The following is a 19,078-nucleotide window of genomic DNA, read 5'->3' on the forward strand; positions in this document are numbered from 1 at the left end:
ATTTTATTTATTGAATCTTTATATACAAACCGTGATGATATATTAAATGAAAAAAGTGATATATTTTTTAGAAGAAGATAATATAAAGAAGAAAGTTTTTGGCAGATAAGCTTTATACGGGATAAGTAATAACAGCACTAATAAAACATAATGAAGTTGCTTAAATACCAAAAGGTTAAAGTTACTATGCTTCTTTAGGATTAAAAAGCCATTCATTATTACAATTTTTAATTTTTGTTTTAATTGTAATCAACTATTATTAATAAAAATAAGAAATGACTTTTATGGAAGATTTAAGCTCTTGGAAAGAAAAGTTTGAAACTTGCGTTTACGCTCAAAAACTATTAGACAACATCGAATATTTAAATGCTAAAGTAAAAAATCCTGTTGATATAGAAGAAGTTAAAAAAGGTCTCTACTAAGCTCGCAAGTATCACGACTTACAAATACGTCAATTAGGCGATCCTTATTATTCTCACCCGATTGAAGTAGCGATTATGCTCGCAGAGTTTGTAGCCGAAGAAGCTCCTAAGCTGTATAATGCTATTATGCTGCAAGCTGTTTTACTGCATGATACTATTGAAGATATAGCGCTGACTGAAGAAGTAATAACTATTGGACCGGAAGTAGCAAAGCACGTAGAGGGTTTAACTAGAATAAAACCTTACGGAAAAATAAGTAGTGAGAAAGGTCTGAATTTGCTAGTTAGACAAAAAAGATATGATACAGTATTAATAAAGTTCTTTGACAGAATGTATAATTTACAAACTTTAGGTGCTAAATCACCTGAAAAAATGAGGAAAGTTTAATTAGTGTTGTAAAAATTGTTGTGTATATAGAGGCACATGAAATAAAACAACAATTAATTAAACTGTGCTACAAATAAATTTTGATGAATAATTTCTGCAGGACTATAATTCACAGTATTTTTAATATATTAGCACAATAAATATATGATACATAAAATGCTACAGGACCTGTACAATCTAATAAAAAAAACGCTATAATAGTTTTAATATTACTTTTATCTTCTTAGGATCAATATTAGCTTGTTCTAAAGTTTTTCTTAAATATCGTTTAGCATCCACAAACTCCGGTGTCTCTCTAAGCGAAGTTCTCCCGATGACTCCTACTATAGTGATTCCAGCACCGATTAAAAAAGCTATACGCCAACTAAAACCAAATGAAGTAACTAAAGAAGCTAAGCATAATGCTCCAAAACCACCTAATATACAAAAACTATCTAAAGTTGCTACAGTTGGATATTGTACAGGTGGTTTAATAAATTCAGTTAAATATACATCTGCTCCTATTACTTGCCCCATTGAGGATATGCCTTGTGCCATATGGCATGCTATCATAACCCATGTAGCTACAATTCCTATTTCATCATAAGCTGAAGATTTGCCATAATAAAACAAGCTATAGTCATAAGCAAAGTAGTTATTATTATAGTTGATTTTCTTCCTATATTATCACCAAGCCAACCAAAGATTAATGCTCCTATCGGTCTAAATATATATGTTGAACATAATGCAGCTGCTTCATAGATTAGAGCAGTTTGAAAATCAGCTTGAGGAAAAGCTCGTTGAGAAGCACTGCTGCCATATGTACATATAAAAGCAAAGTGCCAATAGACAAAATACCTCATGCTTGTTTTGGTTCTCTATTTAAACTTGTTTGTGCTTTCTCATAGCCGAGCATAAATTCTTTATAAAAAATTAAATTGTAAAGAAATCTATACTGTTTTATATAAAAGTCAATAGGAAATTTCGCTTTATACGAAAATCAGCAAGTGAAGTGCAACTTATTATTAAGTTATGTTATCCATTTTGTCAATATAATTGCACTAGTTTAAAGCAGTATGTTTGTGTACCTGAGCATTCATCACAAGCCCAAAGCCGATTAACATGGATGCGATCATTGTTCCGCCGTAAGAAATAAATGGTAGCGGTACGCCTACTACGGGAAGCAAGCCCATAACCATAGCTATATTAATAAATACGTGAATAAATAAGATTGAAGTAATACCTATTACCATTAATTTACTAAAAATCTCTCGGCAATTTGCGGCAATTAATAAAGAAATAGTTATAAGTGCAAAATATAATATTAGTAAAAACATTCCTCCTATAAAGCCGAACTCTTCAGCGAAGGTAGCAAAGATAAAGTCAGTTTGATGTTCAGGAAGAAAATCCAAATGGCTTTGGCTACCTTGATTTAAACCGCGTCCAAATAGGCTACCTGAACCTATAGCGATTTTAGACTGGATAATATTATAACTAGCACCGAGCGGATCATGTTCGGGATCTAAAAAAACCATTACCCGTTTTTTTTGATAATCATACATCATATTCCAAGCAATAGGTAGGCTAATAAAAGCAGCAAGACCTAGTATTATAAAATATTTTATTCTAAGACCTGCCGCAAAAAATATAATTGCCGAAACAATTAAAACAATCATTCCCGTACCTAAATCTGGTTCTCTAATTATTAGAAAAGCCGGTATTAAAACTCCTATAATCGGTATAATAACTTTATGAAATTTTGTAAGATCATCAATTGTTAGTGAATGGAAATATCTAGCAAGCATTAGTACAACGGCGATTTTTATCGGTTCGGAAGGTTGAAGCTTAACTATACCGATATCAATCCATCTTTTACCGCCCATGGCAGTTGAGCCGAAAAGCTCCACGGCTACTAGTAAAGCGAGTACGCACAAATAAAAGATATACGATAACCTAAATATTATGCGTAAATCAATTAATGCAATAATAATAGCTAAAGGCAAGAATATACAAAAATTTATAATTTGTTTATAAGCCCAGGGCTGCAAATTACTATTTGCTGCAGAATAAAGCACAATGAAACCAATACAGCAAATTAAGCTAATTAGTAAAATTAAAGTAATCGGTAATTTTTGTAGTTGTTCTAGATAATTTTTATGCATTGTTTTTGTATTCAGTAGAGGTGTTGTATGTCATTCTTGCGCAAGCAGGAAGCCAGTACTTTAAAGCTTTTTAAAAGCTCAATTTATTGCGCTTGTTCCTGGCTTCCTGCTTGCGCAAGAATGACATAACAGGATTCCAGCCACAAATCTGCTAACTAAACCTCAACATCAAACACCTTAAAAATAAATACTAATTCGTCAGCTATCTCTTTCAGATAATCAAAACGACCGGCAGAACCTTTATGTCCCGTATCCATATTTGTTTTTAATAATAAGGGATTATTGTCCATTTTTAGTGCTCGTAATTTTGCTACCCATTTAGCAGGTTCCCAGTAACCTACACGTGGGTCGGATATACCGCAAGTAACGAATAGAGCAGGGTAGTTTTGTGCTTTTACGTTATCATAAGGGGAATATGATTTAATATATTCAAAATATTCTTTCTCTTTTGGATTACCCCACTCATTATATTCCAAGAGAGTTAACGGTAAGCTTTCGTCAAGCATGGTACTCAAAACATCAACAAACGGTACATGCGCGATTGCTGCTCTATAGATTTCCGGCTTTTCGTTGAGTATGTAACCGATTAACATACCGCCGGCACTACCGCCCATTATTACTATATTGTTGTTATTTGTATATTGCTCGTTAATTAAAGCTCTACTACAGGCTATGAAGTCTTCAAATGTTCTTTTTTTGGTTAAAAACTTAGCAGCTTCATACCAATCATGACCTAGATCATCGCCACCTCTAATATGAGCAACTGCGTAAATAAAACCGCGATCGGCAAGTGTCACTGCTGTATTTCTAAAATTGACGGGCATAGCGATGCCATAAGCACCGTAACCCATTAGATATAAAGGATTTGAACTGTCTTTTTTAAATAAAGATTTTTTATAAAACAAGGTTATAGGTACTTTTACATCTTCATTATCTGCAAATATTCTCTCTACTTTATACTCCTCCGGGTTAAAGCCTGAAGGTATTTCGTGGCTCTTTAATATCGTTAATTTATCGCTATTAAAATCGTAACTATAAGTGGTATTGGGTCTTGCTAGAGAAGAGTAATCTATTCTGATATCGTCTTCCTCAAAGTTTGTAGAAAAACTACTTGCTTGGAAACTTTCGTCGGGAAAATAAATTGTATTTTCTTGTAAATCTTTAAATCGCTTTATTTTAATTAGCGGTAAACCTTGGTCACGATAGTTTAAGATTAAATAATTATTTGTAACATTAAAGCTTTTTAAATATTTGTCTTGTTCTTCCTTAATATAAATATCATCCCAACTAGTATTTTCAAAATTATTTACCGGCAGTTTTATAACATGGAAATTTTTAGCTTTATAATTAGTTTTAATATAAAAATAATCGCCATTATATTCTATTTCATAGAATATTTTGTTTTCTGCAGCTCGTACTAATTTAGGCGTAAAACTATCATCCTGCATAGAAATTACGTAAATTTCATTTTCATTATGATCGCCTGAATTTATAAAAATATATTCATGACTTGCTGATTTCTTGCAGCTGATAAAATGAAGAGGGTTTTTTACCTCGAATATTAATTTATCCTGAGTGACCTCTTCACCTAGACGGTGAAACATTACCTTATCCCAGCGTTGATTCTCATTAATAGTAATATAGAAAAAGCCGTTTAAGTGTTCATGCCAAATTATAGTAGGAGCTACAGCTAAATCTCGATCGCTTGATACAAGCGAATTTTGCGGCATTCGCCTATGCTCACGTACATTTGTACGTTCCGCAGGCTTGTCCTGAAATTCATCTTGTCTGAAGCGATCGAGATTTAGCTGTACATTGCCTAATTCATCAGGTAAGTATTTTTGTTCTTTAAGGTTGTATAGTTTGATATTGTATTGTTCATTACCTGTAAAATTAACACTATAAGCCATTAAATTGTGATCAGGTGACATTGCAACTGTAGCAACATCAATAAAACTGCTATTTGGAGCAAGAAGGTTGACATCTAATATTACTTCTTCTGCTGATTCCATATTATTATGCTTTCTGCAATATATCGGATAATTTTTATTCTCCTCTACTCTATGGTAATAGTAATAATCTTTGTTCTTAACATAAACCGATTCATCGTCTAATTTAACCCGTCCTTTTAATTCTTTACAAATCTTTTCCTTATCATTTTGTAGATCGGCAAAGAAATTTTCGGTATATTGATTCTCAGCTTTTAAATAATCTAAAATTTTAGAGTTTTCTACATTTGGCCACTTAGGATCACGCAGCCAGTGATAATCATCGTTTATTGTTGCTTCGTGAACTTCAAAGCTGTAATTTTGTTTGTCTGTTATTGGTGGTTTCATGTTTTTTATTTTTTTGTGTTGTTATGCCTAAAGTCGTCATTGCGAGGAGCCGTAAGGCGACGCGGCAATTTAGTAAAATAATAAAAAAATTTTGTAATCAGAATTGTTTACTAGATTGCTTCGTTGAGACTTACAGTTTCTTCTCGCAATGACAATTTTGGTATCTATACAACATCGAATTATTGTAGTGTTAAAATCAAACTAATTAATAGGAATACTACAATCAATATAGCAGTTTGCTGATTATGCCAAGCAGATATTTTACTTAAAATATTATCCCAAATAACCTTAAAATTAAGATATTCTGCCGCATCTTCGTTATTGTCTGCCGTTTCTTTATATTTATCGATACTGAAATATATAAATTTTTCAATATATTGGTATAGGTCAAGGTTTATGTGTTCTGTCGAAATGCGTGGTATTTTTCTAAATATTAAAGCCAATAACAGTGAGATTGCAAGGATCACTAGCTTAAAGTTAGCAGTATAGGATATTTGAATAGGGTAGAATAAACATATGCATAAAGTTATGATGCAGAAAGAGAGGTAGGTTATAGTTCTTATGTCATTCCTGCGAAAGCGGGAATCCAGAAATATTATAAAGCTTTTATTTTTAAGGTTTTTACTGGATTCCTGCTTTCGCAGGAATGACGTAGAACTCTCCATCAACAACCCAAATAATACGGTACAAGTCGCTATCTTGGAAAATAGCATTACACTATTCTCGTTTAAAATATTAGCTATTTCATCTTTAATATAAGAAGAATGAATAGGCAGTATAGATGTATAGATCAATATACTAATAACAAATCCGCTTAATAAAATAAAATTAATTTGAGTATTCTGAAGATCTTGGTAATTTTTAATATCATACTCATCTTCTATATAAGTGAAATATAAAGCAAATAATCCGTTATATAATATATGTATGAATATAAAGCTTGTAATAAGATAAGCTATATTTGGAGAGTTTATGCTAATAGCCGTTAATATAAAACCAAGCTGTGATACGGTAAGATAACATATTAATCGTTTAAGTTTTTTTTCAATTAGAGACAATACTAATCCGTAAATGATCATTGATATCCCAAAAAACTTTAATATCTCAAGACCGCTAAATAATTTTAAAATGATAATTAAAATAACTTTAGTAGTAAAACTAATTAAATATACAATACCGCTACTTGAAGCTATAGGATAGCAATGAACCACCCAGCCGTTTACAAAAATAGCCGCAGCATTAATTAAACAACCTGCAAGTATGAATATTGCTGGTAACTCAAAATTATTTACTGATTCTGTTAAAGAAGTAAAAGTCGTATTACTTGTTGTTTGGATTAGAAGAGTCATACCGATTAAGATTAGCCCGCTGCTGAATAAATGAGTGAGGAAATATTGACGTGCCGGTTTTATCTTTAATTGGTCACAAAAAATAATTATGCAGGCAAAAATCGTCATGAATTCAAGCGAGATTATCATGGAAATAAAATCAGCTGCAAATACGCATATAACAGAGGATAAACAGTATAAACTACCGATTAAGCATTCTAATTTTCTATTTTGGGAAATTGTATAAAGATTTAAGATAGTAGTAACAATTAGAAATGCTAGAGCTATTAGCTGATTTTGTGGGTGAAAATCAAACATAAGCTCAAAATTAGTAAGCGGAAATGTACACTTGGTATTTTGAATAAACATTTTAATCCTTAGAAGAAACTGTTAAAACCTCTAGTCCCTGGATTCTTTTAAAGTCTTTTACATTTGGAGTTAATATCAGAAAACCTTTTGTAATAGCCGTTGCTGCAATAAGCATATCATGAGTTCCTATAGTTATACGTTGTGTGTATAAATCATGAGTAATACGTGCATATGTATATACTTCTTCAATATCGAAAGGTAATATAGTAAACAGACTTTTTACGTATTCTATAAAAGCTAAACATTTTATACGTTTATTCTCATTCTTGACTCTATCTACTCCTATTAATAGTTCAGTTAACACAATAGGGCTAATATAAGTTTGACCGTAATGTGACCATTGCTTAGTACTGACCTTTGCTCTTTCTAAAGCTATGATTATAGCAGTATCAATAATTAATCCCATCTTTCAACCAATTTTTTAATATCTTGTTTAGTATTGTGTCGTATTTCTTCGCGATTTTTCATGAATTGATCAGCATCTTCAGGATCAAGATGTGGACCATTTTTAAAAGCTTCCTCTAAGTCTCTTACTGCTACAGAAGGTTTGATTTCTGCAGGCGTAATCCTTGCTACGATATGATTACCTTTTTGAACGTTAAAGCTTTCACCTTTATAGTAAACTCTATTCATAATATCTGAAAAAGATCGTACAAATTCTGTTGCTCTAATAATTTGTGCCATATTTCGCCTCAAAAATAATTACCATATGTATACCGTAGAGACTTCAAGATTTGGTACGTCAAATTTCGGGATTCGCCTGTGCTCACTATTGTACGCTGTGTAGGTGCACTGCTTATTTGACTTCCAACTTTTGAAGTCTCTACGGTATACATATTATATGATTATGTGTAGATTATGTAAATATGTTTATGTAATATAAGCTAAAAATTCTCTGATTAAGATTTGAATAAAATAGAAAAGAGTTACGGCACAGCAGCACATTATTATACTAATTTGCATAGAGTAGGGGAGTGGTTTTGTTACGCTAGATTCTACTAAAGAAGGTTTATAAATAGAGCTTAATATTTTGAGCAGGTAAAGGCTTGAGAATATACTACTGGCTATTACGACAATCATAACAATGATTTGATTCTGTTCGCTTGCGGCAAGTAATATTGAGAATTTGCTAATAAATCCGCTAAAGATAGGTATACCGATTAATGATAATGAAGAGATAGATATAATAAAAGAAATTAAAGGAAATTCTTTGTATGTACCATGTAAATTCTGTACTTGATTGGTTTTCTTTAAACTGTAAATACTTCCCATACTATAAAATAAGCAGATTTTTGTAAAAGAATGTGAAACTAAATGGAGTATTGCGGCTCCAAGTGCCTTAGGTGTTAACATGAAAGCACTAAGCAATGCAAGGCTTAATTGGTTCATAGTGGAGTAGGCGAGTATTTTTTTGATATTATCCGTGTCTAGGGCTTTAATTGAGCTATAAAATATGCTTACTATCGGTATAAAAATTAACCAGTTAAACTCGGCAAATATCATTTGTAAATACGATAAACCGAATATATATAATAGGATTTTGTAAATACAAAATAATCCGGTTTTAACCACTATTACGGCATGCAGCAAACTACTAATGGGATAATGTGCAACCATTGCAGCAGGAAGCCATGAATGCACCGGAAAAATGGCAGTTTTAGCAATACCGCAAATAAACATTAACAATAAAATAATTGACTGGTTTTTGGAAAAATAATTTTCTACTAAACGTCCACTTGCAAAATCTCCGTTACCGGTTTTAGTATAAATAATTATCACTGCCGGTAAAAATAATATTGTGGCAGAAATCATCAGAATTTTTAGATATTTATATAACCCGCTAAGTACTATATTATTTTTGGTATGTCCTATTAAAAAAGCTGTAGAAATAGTTAAAAGCTCATAGCAAATAAACATCGTGAATAAGTTGCTAGATAAAGCAATTAAAACACCGATTAGAATAGTGAAGTTAAAGAAAAATAAGAATCTAGAAGAATAGTCTATATTATTAATAGCAAGATATTTAGGAGTGTAAAGTAAAGCAAAAATCCATAAAAAGCCTATTAAACTTAAGAAAATAAGCCCTAAAGGTTCAAGATGGAATCCTATAGAGTAATTACCGAATATATTAAATTCAAATCCTGCTCTAATACCTTTTAAAAACAACCAGTCTATAATTAAAATATTACCGAAGAAAAAAATAGCAATAGTAATAAGTAAAAAATTACGTATAAAGCTATCTTTTTGAGTGGCATACGGGCTAGTTAAGTTTAATGCACCAACTAGCAAAGTTGATAGAATCAAAAGATTCGGAGTAGTAAATTGTGTAATCATGATAAGCTGTTATACTTTTTTTGATAGTATGGTTAAAGCATTACCTATATGGCTTTCTATGTCATGCCTAGCTAAAAGTGGGGGAATCCAGAAAAAGTGAGATAAATCGTGCTTTTAGTTTTAAAAACTTACTGTGTTTATATTTTTTAATTACTGGATTCCTGCTTTCGCGGGAATGACAATAGTACCATTTTATAATGGTAAAATAACGATCCTACGGAGCTAAGTAAAATTATAATAAAATCTAATAGTAGATTGTGTGTTAATAATAATTCAAGAATATTTACTTTGATAAAAAATAATGGACTGATAGGTAAGCCACAGCTGCACATAATAGCAATTATTATTAAAACTTTGTTAGGCTCTCTTTTATAGCTGCCATTATAAGCATCTATCAAGAAAAGAGCTATTTTATTTATACTATCCGCAAGTAATAAACTTGGTAAAACTATTATACCGTTTTCGGTTACGTATAATAAAAATACGTAACCTATTTGAGTACAACATGAATAAATTATAATATTCTTGAAATCTTTTGTTTGGTAAGCAAAATATGGGGCTATAATAAGAGTAGCTAAAGCGATAGGTTTTATAAAATTTGTAATAGCCGTTTTAATTGCCTCATAGCCTATAATAATATAAGTAAATTTATATATTATATATATTCCTATTATAGTAGAAATCCCTGCTAAATATACTAAAATAACTGAAGCCGTGTTATTATAAGCTCTCATCATCCAAAAATGCATAGGGAAAAAAGCTGTTTTTAAAATAGCACCTATTAAGAAAAAACCGATAGCTATAGTGATTATACGGGAATTAGTATGTTCTTGTAAATACGCTGCAATTTCTGCCATATTCAAACTACCCGTAATGCTTAGCAGCAATCCTATAGATATAAGAATAAGAGTTGCACCGATACTACCTATTATCAAATAATCAAAAGCTCCGATTAAAGATTTTGGATTATTACCTGAGGCTATCAGGACATAGCTACTAAGTGCCGAAATCTCTATAAATATATATAGATTAAAAAAATCGTGAGTAGCCATCATCCCTAAATAGCCCGTATGAGCGAATAATAATATACCGTAAAATAAAGATTTTCTATTATTGTTTATATATTTTAAGATAGTTTGATTAGTAATCTTATGACAAAAAACTAAAAAGAATAATAAAACCAAGTTAAGATAAATAATAATAGCTTGGTTTAGTGCATTTAGCCGATATTCTATTCCTATTTTTGAAGTCCATCCTCCCATGGTGTAAGATAGCTCCGTATTTTGTATAATGCTATATCCATAAACACTGACCAAAAGGCTAGATAAAATACAAATCGTAGTAATTATTCGTGCAAAGGTAATAAAGCGAAAAGATATTATTGAGAGTAAAGCCCCAAATAAAGGGAATAATATTTGTATGATAGGGACATGGTTAGCTAGAATCATTTATCAAAATTAATTTCATTTTCTGATATTGTACCAAAATGTTTATAAATTTGATATATTAAACTTAAAGCTACGCTAAGAGTAGCAAACCCAACTACTATAGCAGTTAGCATTAATACATGAGGCAAAGGGCTAGTGTAAGTAGTGATGCCCTCTTGGAAAATAGGTACACCGCCTGTTTTAATTTTTCCGATACTTAAATAAAATACTAACACCGAACTTTGAAAGATTCCAAGCCCGATAATTTTATGAATATAATTACGACTTGTAAGCATTATAAATAAGCCGCTAGTTAGTAAGATCAAGGCAAAGAAATATATTAAATTATGCATAATTATATTGTTATTGTAAGAAAAGTATTATGACGCGAATCAGTTTCGTCGTCATTGCCGCCATGACGTTGGTAGACATTAATACGCTTTGAAAGACTGATTAAATACGCATGTGACTTTTTTGCCCTTACGTATAGCGAGCTTAGGAAAAACCTGTTCAAGGATCACCATATTAGGATTATCTTGAGCAAGGCGATAATTTACTAAAGATTCTCGAAGTGAATCATCTACAGCAAAAATACCGGAAATTTCAGCGTTTTTATCTCTAAATTGCAGATAAGTAAACTCGCCGTCATCAAAAATTTTAATAGGAGCTATTTCTTCGCTGCCGCTAATATAGTAATTAAAGTTATATTTTTCAGGATGAGTCAGGTCGGGACTTGCTAGGGCAGCAGAAAAAGTTTGCATATGACCGCTCATATTGTCATTTTCGTCATCCGGATAAAGAAACTTTACGTTAAAGACCATTTCAGGATCACGCATATCAAGAGTTTCGGCGGCATATAGTTCAAAGAAGTACGTCCGTTTATTAGTAATTAAAGTCATATTAGTAGTAGCATCCGGTTCCATCGGTTTAATAAAAATCCTATGACCGGCAGGTACTATTTGCCATGAAGTAGTATCTCCCATAGAAATACTTACTATTTCCTCGTCTCTTGCTAGTTCTATACTTGCTTGATAGCCGTAATATCCTGTGAATTTGAAAACATCGTCAGGGTTATAAGTCATAACTCTTAGACGTGGGTCTCGACCTAGAGGTCGTGATATAGTAAGAGCAAATACATCTAATGTAAGTATTATAAAAGTACAAAATATTATTAGTTGCTTCATATTATTTCTGATTTTTATTCCTTAATAACTTGAGCTTGTAACTAGTAACGGTAAAATTGAATGGCATATTAGGTGATGTATTTGTACTGATAGAATCCATTATAAATCCGATTCTTGCTTCCCATACCATATTTTCTAAAATTGCATCCGTACTATTTTTTGCCAATGATTCAAAAGTAACAACTGCCTCGTTATCGTTTATATTGTTAATTGATAATATATTAATTGAGCGTCTATATAGTTTTTGATATCTTATGACCGGTGATAATGGGTTATCAATATTCATAAAATTAGCAAATTGCATATAAACAATACTCGTAGAAGCATTTTTGATAAAGGTAAATTGTTCTTTTAATATATCGTAATTGTATTCTTCTCGTTGGTTTACATAATTCTGAAGCATAATATTTGCAATAGAGATATAAGGCTTTACTAATGTTGAATGTTTAGTATTAGTAACGGCAGCTTGTTTTTCGGCATCATCTTTTATTAAATAATTTACTTTTTTGTTTATAGGTAGCAATATGTTGATACTTATACAAATTAAGGTTAATAATAAGGTAAAAATCGTGCACATTAAAAGCAGAAGACTTCTATGACTTAACGGTAAGATATACTTAAAATTATACCATTTTCTTGCATCAATAAAATATTCGCCGGATTTTATATATTCTTGTATTGCATTGGTTAATGGGTCCATAATTACTAGATTAATATCTAATTTTATTCTGTTTTAACACTCTATCATAATTATTATAATATGATTATGATTTAATGTAATGTTATTTTAAGCTATAAAATAAGTTTATATTGTTGCTACAATACCAAATATTGTTTAACTTTAAAATTAAAATAAATTAATTATAAATTAAAATTATACAATAACAATTATTGATGGTAGTTATTATGTTATACTCATCCCACTTGAAAAATTGGCGACAATGTCTTTATAAGTCCACAGGTAGCCACGTATGAAGTATACGCTCTTCTCCTAAACTGAACTTCGTATAACTACTCTTTATTTACTTCAGAGTATAATAGTTTACAATCTTTTTAATATTTTTTTATAGTTATAAATAGATTTTTTTAAAAAATGCTTGTGAACTATTGTATAGTAAGGTAATTTTAAAATAGTAACAAGATAATTTAATAATGTATAATTAGAATGTTAAAATCATTAAAGCTTTTATTAGTATTAATTATGCTTGCTCAATTGTTGTCATGTACCCCTTCAGCTCCTTATGAAATTAAAAGCCCGTGCGTTTCTGCTGATATAGATGATGGTTCGAGTGTAAGCATAAATCCTTGTATAAGAAGACCTGTTAATTCAGTAAATATAGTATAAAAGTAATAGTTTTACACAATAACAATGTAATAATAAAAATACCTTTGATATGAATAATATATTTGGTTTCTTTAAATCAAGTAATAACTCGCAAAGCGGTGCAGGAGATACACAAACGCAAGAAAGTATTAAATCGGCTAATCCTTTAAAAATTACTCAGAATTGGTATGAAGAGCGATCTGATAAGTTACTTGTTCAACGTAACTTACTTATCATATTAATAATAATACTAACCATTTTTATGGTTATAGCAACTTTAGTAATAGCCTTTGTAGTGAAATCTAAACAGTTTGAGCCTTTTGTTATTCAGCTTAATAGTAATACCGGACGTGCCTCAGTGGTAGAACCTATTTCATCACCAGTGTTAACTGCGGATGAGTCTCTTACAAGGTATTTTATAAAGAAATACATAACGGCACGGGAAACATATAATCCGGTTGATTTTGCGACGATAGCTCGTACGACAATAAGATTATTTTCAACAAGCAGTGTTTATTACAATTATCTTGGCTATATAAGAAATAAAGATTTTGATCCTACTTTAAAATATAAAGAAGAGAATACTACATTTTTAGTAATAAAATCATGGTCAAAAATCGCAGCAGATAAATATATAGTTAGATTTTCCGTAAATGAAACATCAGGAAACCAATTAGTTTATAATAAAATAGCGGTAGTAAGTTATGCTTATGTGCCTATGCAATTAACAGATTCAGAACTTGATATAAATCCGGTAGGGTTTCAAGTGAACGGATATAGGGTAGACGATGACAATAGTTAGATTTTATTTTTTAGTTTTTATATTATTAAGCGGTTTTACAGTACAACGAGAATGTCCACTTGTAGATGATCCATGTAATAGTAGTAATAATTATGTAGATGATTTATCTATAACTAAAGATAATAGGATAAAAACTTATATATATAATCCAAATGAAGTTTATTTATTAGTTTTGCATTTTGGCTTTCAATCGCATATAGAATTTGCTAAAAACGAAGAAGTCCAAAATGTAATTCTTGGGGATGCTTATGCTTGGAAAATAACTCCTTTGGCAAATAGATTATTTATTAAGCCTCTTGAAAAAGATATTCGTACAAATATGACTATTATAACTAATAAAAGAATATATGAATTTGATATCGCTTCTACGGAACTTATGATGGGTAACGAAAGGGATTTAGTATATGTAATTAAATTTTACTACCCTAAGAAAAATAGTAATTACATGGCAAGATTTTAATCGATGTCATTTCTGTGTAGATATGTCATTGCGAGCAGCCGTAGGCTGCGTGGCAATCTTATGAAATAATACAAACTCCTGAGATTGCGGACGTACAATTGTTCTGAGGTTTCCTCGCAATGACGGAAAAATCGATCTACGTAACAATGACAATAAAAACACTTTAACTGATATAATTTAGATATGGCTGAAGAGCAAAATAACAATCATAATACCGGTTCTTTATCAGGAGCAGATTCTCCTGAAGTACAAAGAGAATTATCAAAAGTTTCGGTTAGCTTTAATAAGAGTATTGCGATAGTAGTCGTAATTTGTGGTATTTTTATATATATTTTTTATACTCTTTTTTTCGGTACTGCAAAAGACAAAATACCGGAGACTCAGATACCGAGTAATATTGTAAAACCTGTTACGGAGGTTGATGATAATATTCCGGAGATTCCAAAGTTACCTGATCCGCCTAAGCTTGAGACGCCCACTGCTCCTCCACCGCCTCCCCCTCCGGTAGTAAAAGTTCCACCGGTCTTGCCTCCTACTACTCCTGTAGAAGAGAATAAAGACAAAACGCTTCCATTGCCGCCGGTTTCATTGCCTTCGACTTCAGGAACGTTAGTTGAGAGCGATGCAGAGAAGCAACGTCGTGAAGCAAAAAGAAAATCAGCTATAGTGTTAATTGGTGGTGTAGAGCCTAAAAAAACACCGGAACAGATTACGGCAGAAACGACCTTTAAAGATCGCGGTGATATGTCTTTGGTGCTCGGACGCGGTAAATTAATTGATGCAGTCCTTGAGACGGCAATAAATAGTGATCTCGGCGGTGAAATAAGAGCCATTATTAGTAGAGACGTATTTTCTGAGAAAGATAAAGTGATATTGATACCGAAAGGGTCAAAAATATTCGGTAAATATGCAACCTCAACTTCGTCCGATAGTTATGGTAGAGTTTCTATAATATGGGATAGAATCGATTTAACGAGCGGTTATACTATAGAATTCGACTCACCTGCAGTTGATAATTTAGGTAGACCGGGATTACAAGGAAGAGTTGATAATAAATATAAAGAACAATTTGCAAATGCCGTATTACAATCCGGCTTTAATATAGGGCTTGCTACAGTTCTTGATAAGTTAGTGCCGCCTCCTATAGCTTCTCAGGCAGCGGCTACCAATAGTGCTACGGCAAAACAATTGTTAAATACTGCTCAAACTATTGCGTCTAATACCGCTATGGATGCAAATACTAGGATAGTTACAATTTGTACTAATATACTTGCTGCTATTACCGATAAAACTTCGACTGCTTATACTACTATGACTCAAGCATGTACAACCGCACAAACTGCTTCTTCAGCGAATACTGCTGAGCAGAGACTTCAAACCTTAGTACAGGCAGTTAATACGGCAGCTTCAAGTTTGCTTACTACTACCTCTATAGCATCAACTCCGACTCAAGCACAACAAGCTTCTACTCAAGCTTTTACGGATGTAACGAATGTTGTAAAAAATATGATAACTCAGCAGCAGTTTAAGCCGACGACAACGGTTAATCAAGGTACGCCGGTTAGAATATACGTTAATAAGGATTATAAATTCCCAAAAGCCGTTTTATTAAAATCGAAGGTAATGAAATGAGTGAAGAATTTGCAGCCTTAGAGACGTTTTTACTTCCTTTTAAAAATTTATTTGCTGAAGACAGTATTAACGAAATTATGGTTAATAAGCCCGGAGAAGTATGGGTTGAAAAAAAAGGCGATATATATTCTAAGCAAATACCGGAACTGGATAGCGAACATCTACTTGCATTAGGGAGTTTAGTCGCTCAATCTACCGAACAGATGATTTCAGAAGAAAAACCGCTTCTTTCGGCAACTTTGCCGAATGGCTACCGTATTCAAATAGTATTTCCTCCTGCTTGTGAGATAGGACAAATCATTTATGCTATAAGAAAGCCTAGCGGTATGAATCTAACTTTAGATGAATATGCTAAAATGGGGGCATTTGATGATACTGCAACAGAGAGTTTAGTAGATGAAGATGCAGTAATTTTAGCTAATTTCTTAGCTGAAAAAAAGATTAAAGAATTTATTAGACATGCAGTTGTTTCAAAGAAAAATATCATAATTAGCGGCGGTACTTCAACCGGTAAAACTACTTTTACTAATGCAGCACTCACTGAAATACCTGCAATAGAAAGATTAATTACTGTAGAAGATGCTCGTGAGGTTGTGCTATCACGTCATCCTAACAGAGTGCATTTACTGGCTTCCAAAGGAGGACAGGGGCGTGCAAATGTTACTACTCAAGATTTAATAGAGGCCTGTTTGCGTTTAAGACCAGATAGGATTATAGTAGGTGAGCTTCGAGGTAAGGAAGCTTTTAGTTTTTTGCGTGCTATTAATACAGGTCATCCCGGTTCAATATCAACACTGCATGCTGATAGTCCCGCTATGGCTATTGAGCAGTTAAAGCTTATGGTTATGCAAGCAGATCTTGGTATGCCGCCTGAAGAAGTAAAGAAGTATATTTTAACCGTTGTAGATATCATTGTGCAGTTAAAACGCGGTAGCGGCGGGAAAAGATATGTTTCAGAAGTATATTATAAGAAGCACAAGAACGCTGAGGGGATGTTTTAAAAACGTCATTGTGAGGAAATTACGAAGTAATTGACTAAGCACAATCTCAGGCCACAATCCTGAGATTGCCACGCTCTTTTTAGTTGCGCGCAATGACGTAAAAATTACTCCACGCAAAAACTAATATATAAGCATAAACTAGGAATATCAATTCATGGAATGGCATAAGATACTTAAAGTTACTAGAAATATATTCGGTCATGCTATAATTCATCTGGTTGTTATTTTTTGTACCATTTGGATAAGCGGTGCATTTGTTGCAATTTTTACTAATGAGGTTGGAGCTTTAGGTGTAAATATAAATGCTATAAATATTGCTTATAAGTGGGCTTATTGGCTTATTAACGTTTGGGGGCAGTTAAAAATTACCGACTATAATTATTTAAAATTGAAGCTACTTGCCTCTCTTCTCAGTCCGGCTATTATTGTTATAATATGTTACATTAAAAATTTTGAAAGAATAAAATCATTACAATTTTTCAAACAAGATGAAAAAGTATATGGAAATGCAAGCTGGGCTAATCCGTCAGATATAGAGGCTGCAGGTCTTAGATCTAAGAAAGGTATGCTGATCGGTGTTGATGCCGGTGGATATTTTGTTGCAGACGGGTTCCAGCATGCTTTATTATTTGCTCCTACCGGTTCAGGTAAAGGTGTAGGGTTTGTGATACCTAATTTGTTATTTTGGAGTGATTCGGTAGTAGTGCATGACATAAAGCTTGAAAATCACGGGTTGACAAGTGGTTGGCGTGAGAAGCAAGGGCAGAAAGTTTTTGTATGGGAGCCTTCTAATCCTGATGGTGTTACTCATTGTTATAATCCGATTGATTGGGTTAGTACTAAGCCTGGGCAAATGGTTGATGACGTTCAAAAAATTTCAAATCTTATAATGCCAGAAAAGGATTTTTGGAATAATGAGGCACGAAGCTTATTTTTAGGTGTAACTCTATATTTAATAGCCGATCCTACTAAAACTAAATCTTTCGGTGAAGTAGTCCGTACTATGAGGAGTGACGACGTAGTTTATAATCTAGCGGTCGTACTCGATACGCTTGGTGGTGTAATACATCCTGTTGCATATATGAATATTGCTGCATTTTTGCAAAAAGCCGATAAAGAGCGTTCCGGCGTAATATCTACAATGAACTCATCGCTTGAATTATGGGCAAATCCACTTATTGATTCAGCTACAGCATCTTCTGATTTCAATATACAAGAATTTAAAAAAGTCAAAACAACCGTATATGTAGGGTTAACACCCGATAATATACAGCGTTTACAAAAATTAATGCAGGTGTTTTATCAGCAGGCGACAGAATTTTTAAGCCGCAAAATGCCGGATTTAAAGGAAGAGCCGTATGGAGTAATGTTCTTACTTGACGAGTTCCCGACGCTCGGGAAGATGGATACTTTTAAAGCCGGTATAGCTTATTTTAGAGGTTATAGAGTTCGTTTATTTTTAATTATCCAAGATACACAGCAGTTAAAAGGAACATATGAAGATGCAGGGATGAATTCTTTCTTATCTAATGCAACATATCGTATTACTTTTGCCGCTAATAACTATGAAACGGCAAATTTAATATCGCAGCTTGTCGGTAATAAGACGGTAGAACAAAGATCATTTAGTAAACCTTTATTTTTTGATCTTAATATTGCTACTAGAACCCAAAACGTTTCTCAGGTTCAAAGAGCTTTACTTTTACCTCAAGAAGTAATACAGTTACCGAGAGATGAGCAAATTGTTTTAATAGAATCCTTTCCGCCTATAAAATCGCGTAAAATTAAGTATTATGAAGATAAGTTTTTTACTAGTAGATTATTACCGCCGACTTTTGTACCTACTCAAGTACCTTTTGACCCTAGGGCAAATAATAATGGGGCTTCGGAAGAGACCGAAACAATAACTGTTCCGGAAAATAATGAGTAAA

General features: G+C 32.4%; 18 protein-coding genes and 2 pseudogenes. 7 read left to right on the forward strand and 13 right to left on the reverse strand.

Translation table 11 applies throughout. From position 1 onward, the window contains the following. Positions 1-284: 284 nt before the first annotated feature. A pseudogene (locus ABVF33_RS02490) lies at positions 285-809 on the forward strand (HD domain-containing protein). Positions 810-1,001: 192 nt separating this feature from the next. Here the strand turns inward: ABVF33_RS02490 and ABVF33_RS02495 are convergent. The 13 genes and pseudogenes from ABVF33_RS02495 to ABVF33_RS02555 all read right to left on the reverse strand — a co-directional run bounded on the left by ABVF33_RS02495 (position 1,002) and on the right by ABVF33_RS02555 (position 12,628). Continuing rightward, on the reverse strand, positions 1,002-1,325 hold the full coding sequence (locus ABVF33_RS02495) for an MFS transporter (protein ID WP_499706140.1): 324 nt from the start codon (positions 1,323-1,325) through the stop codon (positions 1,002-1,004). 56 nt (positions 1,326-1,381) lie between these two features. Beyond that, on the reverse strand, positions 1,382-1,651 hold the full coding sequence (locus tag ABVF33_RS02500; RefSeq protein WP_499706141.1) for an MFS transporter: 270 nt from the start codon (positions 1,649-1,651) through the stop codon (positions 1,382-1,384). Between the two features lie 198 nt (positions 1,652-1,849). After that, a complete protein-coding gene (gene rodA / locus ABVF33_RS02505; protein WP_499706142.1) occupies positions 1,850-2,950 on the reverse strand; it encodes a rod shape-determining protein RodA in 1,101 nt (366 codons plus the stop codon). A gap of 155 nt (positions 2,951-3,105) precedes the next feature. Continuing rightward, on the reverse strand, positions 3,106-5,286 hold the full coding sequence (locus tag ABVF33_RS02510; RefSeq protein WP_499706143.1) for a prolyl oligopeptidase family serine peptidase: 2,181 nt from the start codon (positions 5,284-5,286) through the stop codon (positions 3,106-3,108). 179 nt (positions 5,287-5,465) lie between these two features. Next, complete coding sequence (locus ABVF33_RS02515; RefSeq protein WP_499706144.1) at positions 5,466-6,983, reverse strand: proton-conducting transporter transmembrane domain-containing protein; 1,518 nt, start codon at positions 6,981-6,983, stop codon at positions 5,466-5,468. A 1-nt stretch (position 6,984) separates the two neighbouring features. Beyond that, positions 6,985-7,389 carry a ribonuclease VapC gene (vapC, locus tag ABVF33_RS02520; RefSeq protein WP_499706145.1) on the reverse strand — a complete coding sequence of 135 codons (405 nt, stop codon included), beginning with the start codon at positions 7,387-7,389 and terminating at the stop codon, positions 6,985-6,987. Continuing rightward, positions 7,380-7,667, reverse strand: a complete 288-nt coding sequence (gene vapB, locus ABVF33_RS02525; protein ID WP_499706146.1) for a type II toxin-antitoxin system antitoxin VapB — start codon at positions 7,665-7,667, stop codon at positions 7,380-7,382. The genes vapC and vapB overlap by 10 nt, the downstream gene beginning before the upstream one ends. 27 nt (positions 7,668-7,694) lie before the next feature. Then, a pseudogene (locus ABVF33_RS02530) lies at positions 7,695-7,816 on the reverse strand (palindromic element RPE5 domain-containing protein); the annotation flags it as partial. A gap of 37 nt (positions 7,817-7,853) precedes the next feature. Beyond that, a complete protein-coding gene (locus ABVF33_RS02535) occupies positions 7,854-9,317 on the reverse strand; it encodes a proton-conducting transporter transmembrane domain-containing protein (protein WP_499706147.1) in 1,464 nt (487 codons plus the stop codon). Positions 9,318-9,463: 146 nt separating this feature from the next. Further along, the gene (locus tag ABVF33_RS02540) at positions 9,464-10,765 is read right to left on the reverse strand and encodes a proton-conducting transporter transmembrane domain-containing protein (RefSeq protein WP_499706148.1); all 1,302 of its coding nucleotides are present in this window, start codon (positions 10,763-10,765) and stop codon (positions 9,464-9,466) included. Continuing rightward, complete coding sequence (locus ABVF33_RS02545; protein ID WP_010977038.1) at positions 10,762-11,097, reverse strand: Na+/H+ antiporter subunit C; 336 nt, start codon at positions 11,095-11,097, stop codon at positions 10,762-10,764. The genes ABVF33_RS02540 and ABVF33_RS02545 overlap by 4 nt, the downstream gene beginning before the upstream one ends. 78 nt (positions 11,098-11,175) lie before the next feature. Continuing rightward, positions 11,176-11,928, reverse strand: a complete 753-nt coding sequence (gene virB9, locus ABVF33_RS02550) for a P-type conjugative transfer protein VirB9 (RefSeq protein ID WP_010977039.1) — start codon at positions 11,926-11,928, stop codon at positions 11,176-11,178. A gap of 1 nt (position 11,929) precedes the next feature. Beyond that, a complete protein-coding gene (locus ABVF33_RS02555; protein WP_499706149.1) occupies positions 11,930-12,628 on the reverse strand; it encodes a VirB8 family type IV secretion system protein in 699 nt (232 codons plus the stop codon). Between the two features lie 465 nt (positions 12,629-13,093). On the opposite strand from ABVF33_RS02555, the gene ABVF33_RS02560 reads away from it, so the two are divergent. The 6 genes from ABVF33_RS02560 (at position 13,094) to ABVF33_RS02585 (ending at position 19,077) form a co-directional block, all read left to right on the forward strand. After that, a complete protein-coding gene (locus ABVF33_RS02560) occupies positions 13,094-13,273 on the forward strand; it encodes a DUF2706 domain-containing protein (RefSeq protein WP_017443175.1) in 180 nt (59 codons plus the stop codon). Between the two features lie 49 nt (positions 13,274-13,322). Continuing rightward, the gene (locus tag ABVF33_RS02565) at positions 13,323-14,054 is read left to right on the forward strand and encodes a VirB8 family type IV secretion system protein (protein ID WP_499706150.1); all 732 of its coding nucleotides are present in this window, start codon (positions 13,323-13,325) and stop codon (positions 14,052-14,054) included. Continuing rightward, positions 14,041-14,514, forward strand: a complete 474-nt coding sequence (locus tag ABVF33_RS02570; protein WP_499706151.1) for a TrbG/VirB9 family P-type conjugative transfer protein — start codon at positions 14,041-14,043, stop codon at positions 14,512-14,514. Before ABVF33_RS02565 ends, ABVF33_RS02570 begins: the two co-directional genes overlap by 14 nt. Before the next feature lie 183 nt (positions 14,515-14,697). Next, a complete protein-coding gene (locus ABVF33_RS02575; protein ID WP_499706152.1) occupies positions 14,698-16,146 on the forward strand; it encodes a TraB/TrbI/VirB10 family type IV secretion system protein in 1,449 nt (482 codons plus the stop codon). Continuing rightward, positions 16,143-17,147, forward strand: a complete 1,005-nt coding sequence (virB11, locus tag ABVF33_RS02580) for a P-type DNA transfer ATPase VirB11 (protein WP_499706153.1) — start codon at positions 16,143-16,145, stop codon at positions 17,145-17,147. The genes ABVF33_RS02575 and virB11 overlap by 4 nt, the downstream gene beginning before the upstream one ends. A gap of 154 nt (positions 17,148-17,301) precedes the next feature. Further along, on the forward strand, positions 17,302-19,077 hold the full coding sequence (locus tag ABVF33_RS02585; protein ID WP_499706154.1) for a type IV secretory system conjugative DNA transfer family protein: 1,776 nt from the start codon (positions 17,302-17,304) through the stop codon (positions 19,075-19,077). The last annotated feature ends 1 nt before the right edge of the window (position 19,078 follow it).

Source organism: Candidatus Rickettsia barbarica, assembly GCF_041477405.1.
GTDB lineage: Bacteria > Pseudomonadota > Alphaproteobacteria > Rickettsiales > Rickettsiaceae > Rickettsia > Rickettsia rickettsii.

Bases quoted from the DNA above. Each gene is read 5' to 3' on its own strand.
- ABVF33_RS02495 (WP_499706140.1), bottom strand. From the start codon at position 1,325: ATGGGGCAAGTAATAGGAGCAGATGTATATTTAACTGAATTTATTAAA.
- ABVF33_RS02500 (WP_499706141.1), bottom strand. From the start codon at position 1,651: ATGAGGTATTTTGTCTATTGGCACTTTGCTTTTATATGTACATATGGC.
- rodA (WP_499706142.1), bottom strand. From the start codon at position 2,950: ATGCATAAAAATTATCTAGAACAACTACAAAAATTACCGATTACTTTA.
- ABVF33_RS02510 (WP_499706143.1), bottom strand. From the start codon at position 5,286: ATGAAACCACCAATAACAGACAAACAAAATTACAGCTTTGAAGTTCAC.
- ABVF33_RS02515 (WP_499706144.1), bottom strand. From the start codon at position 6,983: ATGTTTATTCAAAATACCAAGTGTACATTTCCGCTTACTAATTTTGAG.
- vapC (WP_499706145.1), bottom strand. From the start codon at position 7,389: ATGGGATTAATTATTGATACTGCTATAATCATAGCTTTAGAAAGAGCA.
- vapB (WP_499706146.1), bottom strand. From the start codon at position 7,667: ATGGCACAAATTATTAGAGCAACAGAATTTGTACGATCTTTTTCAGAT.
- ABVF33_RS02535 (WP_499706147.1), bottom strand. From the start codon at position 9,317: ATGATTACACAATTTACTACTCCGAATCTTTTGATTCTATCAACTTTG.
- ABVF33_RS02540 (WP_499706148.1), bottom strand. From the start codon at position 10,765: ATGATTCTAGCTAACCATGTCCCTATCATACAAATATTATTCCCTTTA.
- ABVF33_RS02545 (WP_010977038.1), bottom strand. From the start codon at position 11,097: ATGCATAATTTAATATATTTCTTTGCCTTGATCTTACTAACTAGCGGC.
- virB9 (WP_010977039.1), bottom strand. From the start codon at position 11,928: ATGAAGCAACTAATAATATTTTGTACTTTTATAATACTTACATTAGAT.
- ABVF33_RS02555 (WP_499706149.1), bottom strand. From the start codon at position 12,628: ATGGACCCATTAACCAATGCAATACAAGAATATATAAAATCCGGCGAA.
- ABVF33_RS02560 (WP_017443175.1), top strand. From the start codon at position 13,094: ATGTTAAAATCATTAAAGCTTTTATTAGTATTAATTATGCTTGCTCAA.
- ABVF33_RS02565 (WP_499706150.1), top strand. From the start codon at position 13,323: ATGAATAATATATTTGGTTTCTTTAAATCAAGTAATAACTCGCAAAGC.
- ABVF33_RS02570 (WP_499706151.1), top strand. From the start codon at position 14,041: ATGACAATAGTTAGATTTTATTTTTTAGTTTTTATATTATTAAGCGGT.
- ABVF33_RS02575 (WP_499706152.1), top strand. From the start codon at position 14,698: ATGGCTGAAGAGCAAAATAACAATCATAATACCGGTTCTTTATCAGGA.
- virB11 (WP_499706153.1), top strand. From the start codon at position 16,143: ATGAGTGAAGAATTTGCAGCCTTAGAGACGTTTTTACTTCCTTTTAAA.
- ABVF33_RS02585 (WP_499706154.1), top strand. From the start codon at position 17,302: ATGGAATGGCATAAGATACTTAAAGTTACTAGAAATATATTCGGTCAT.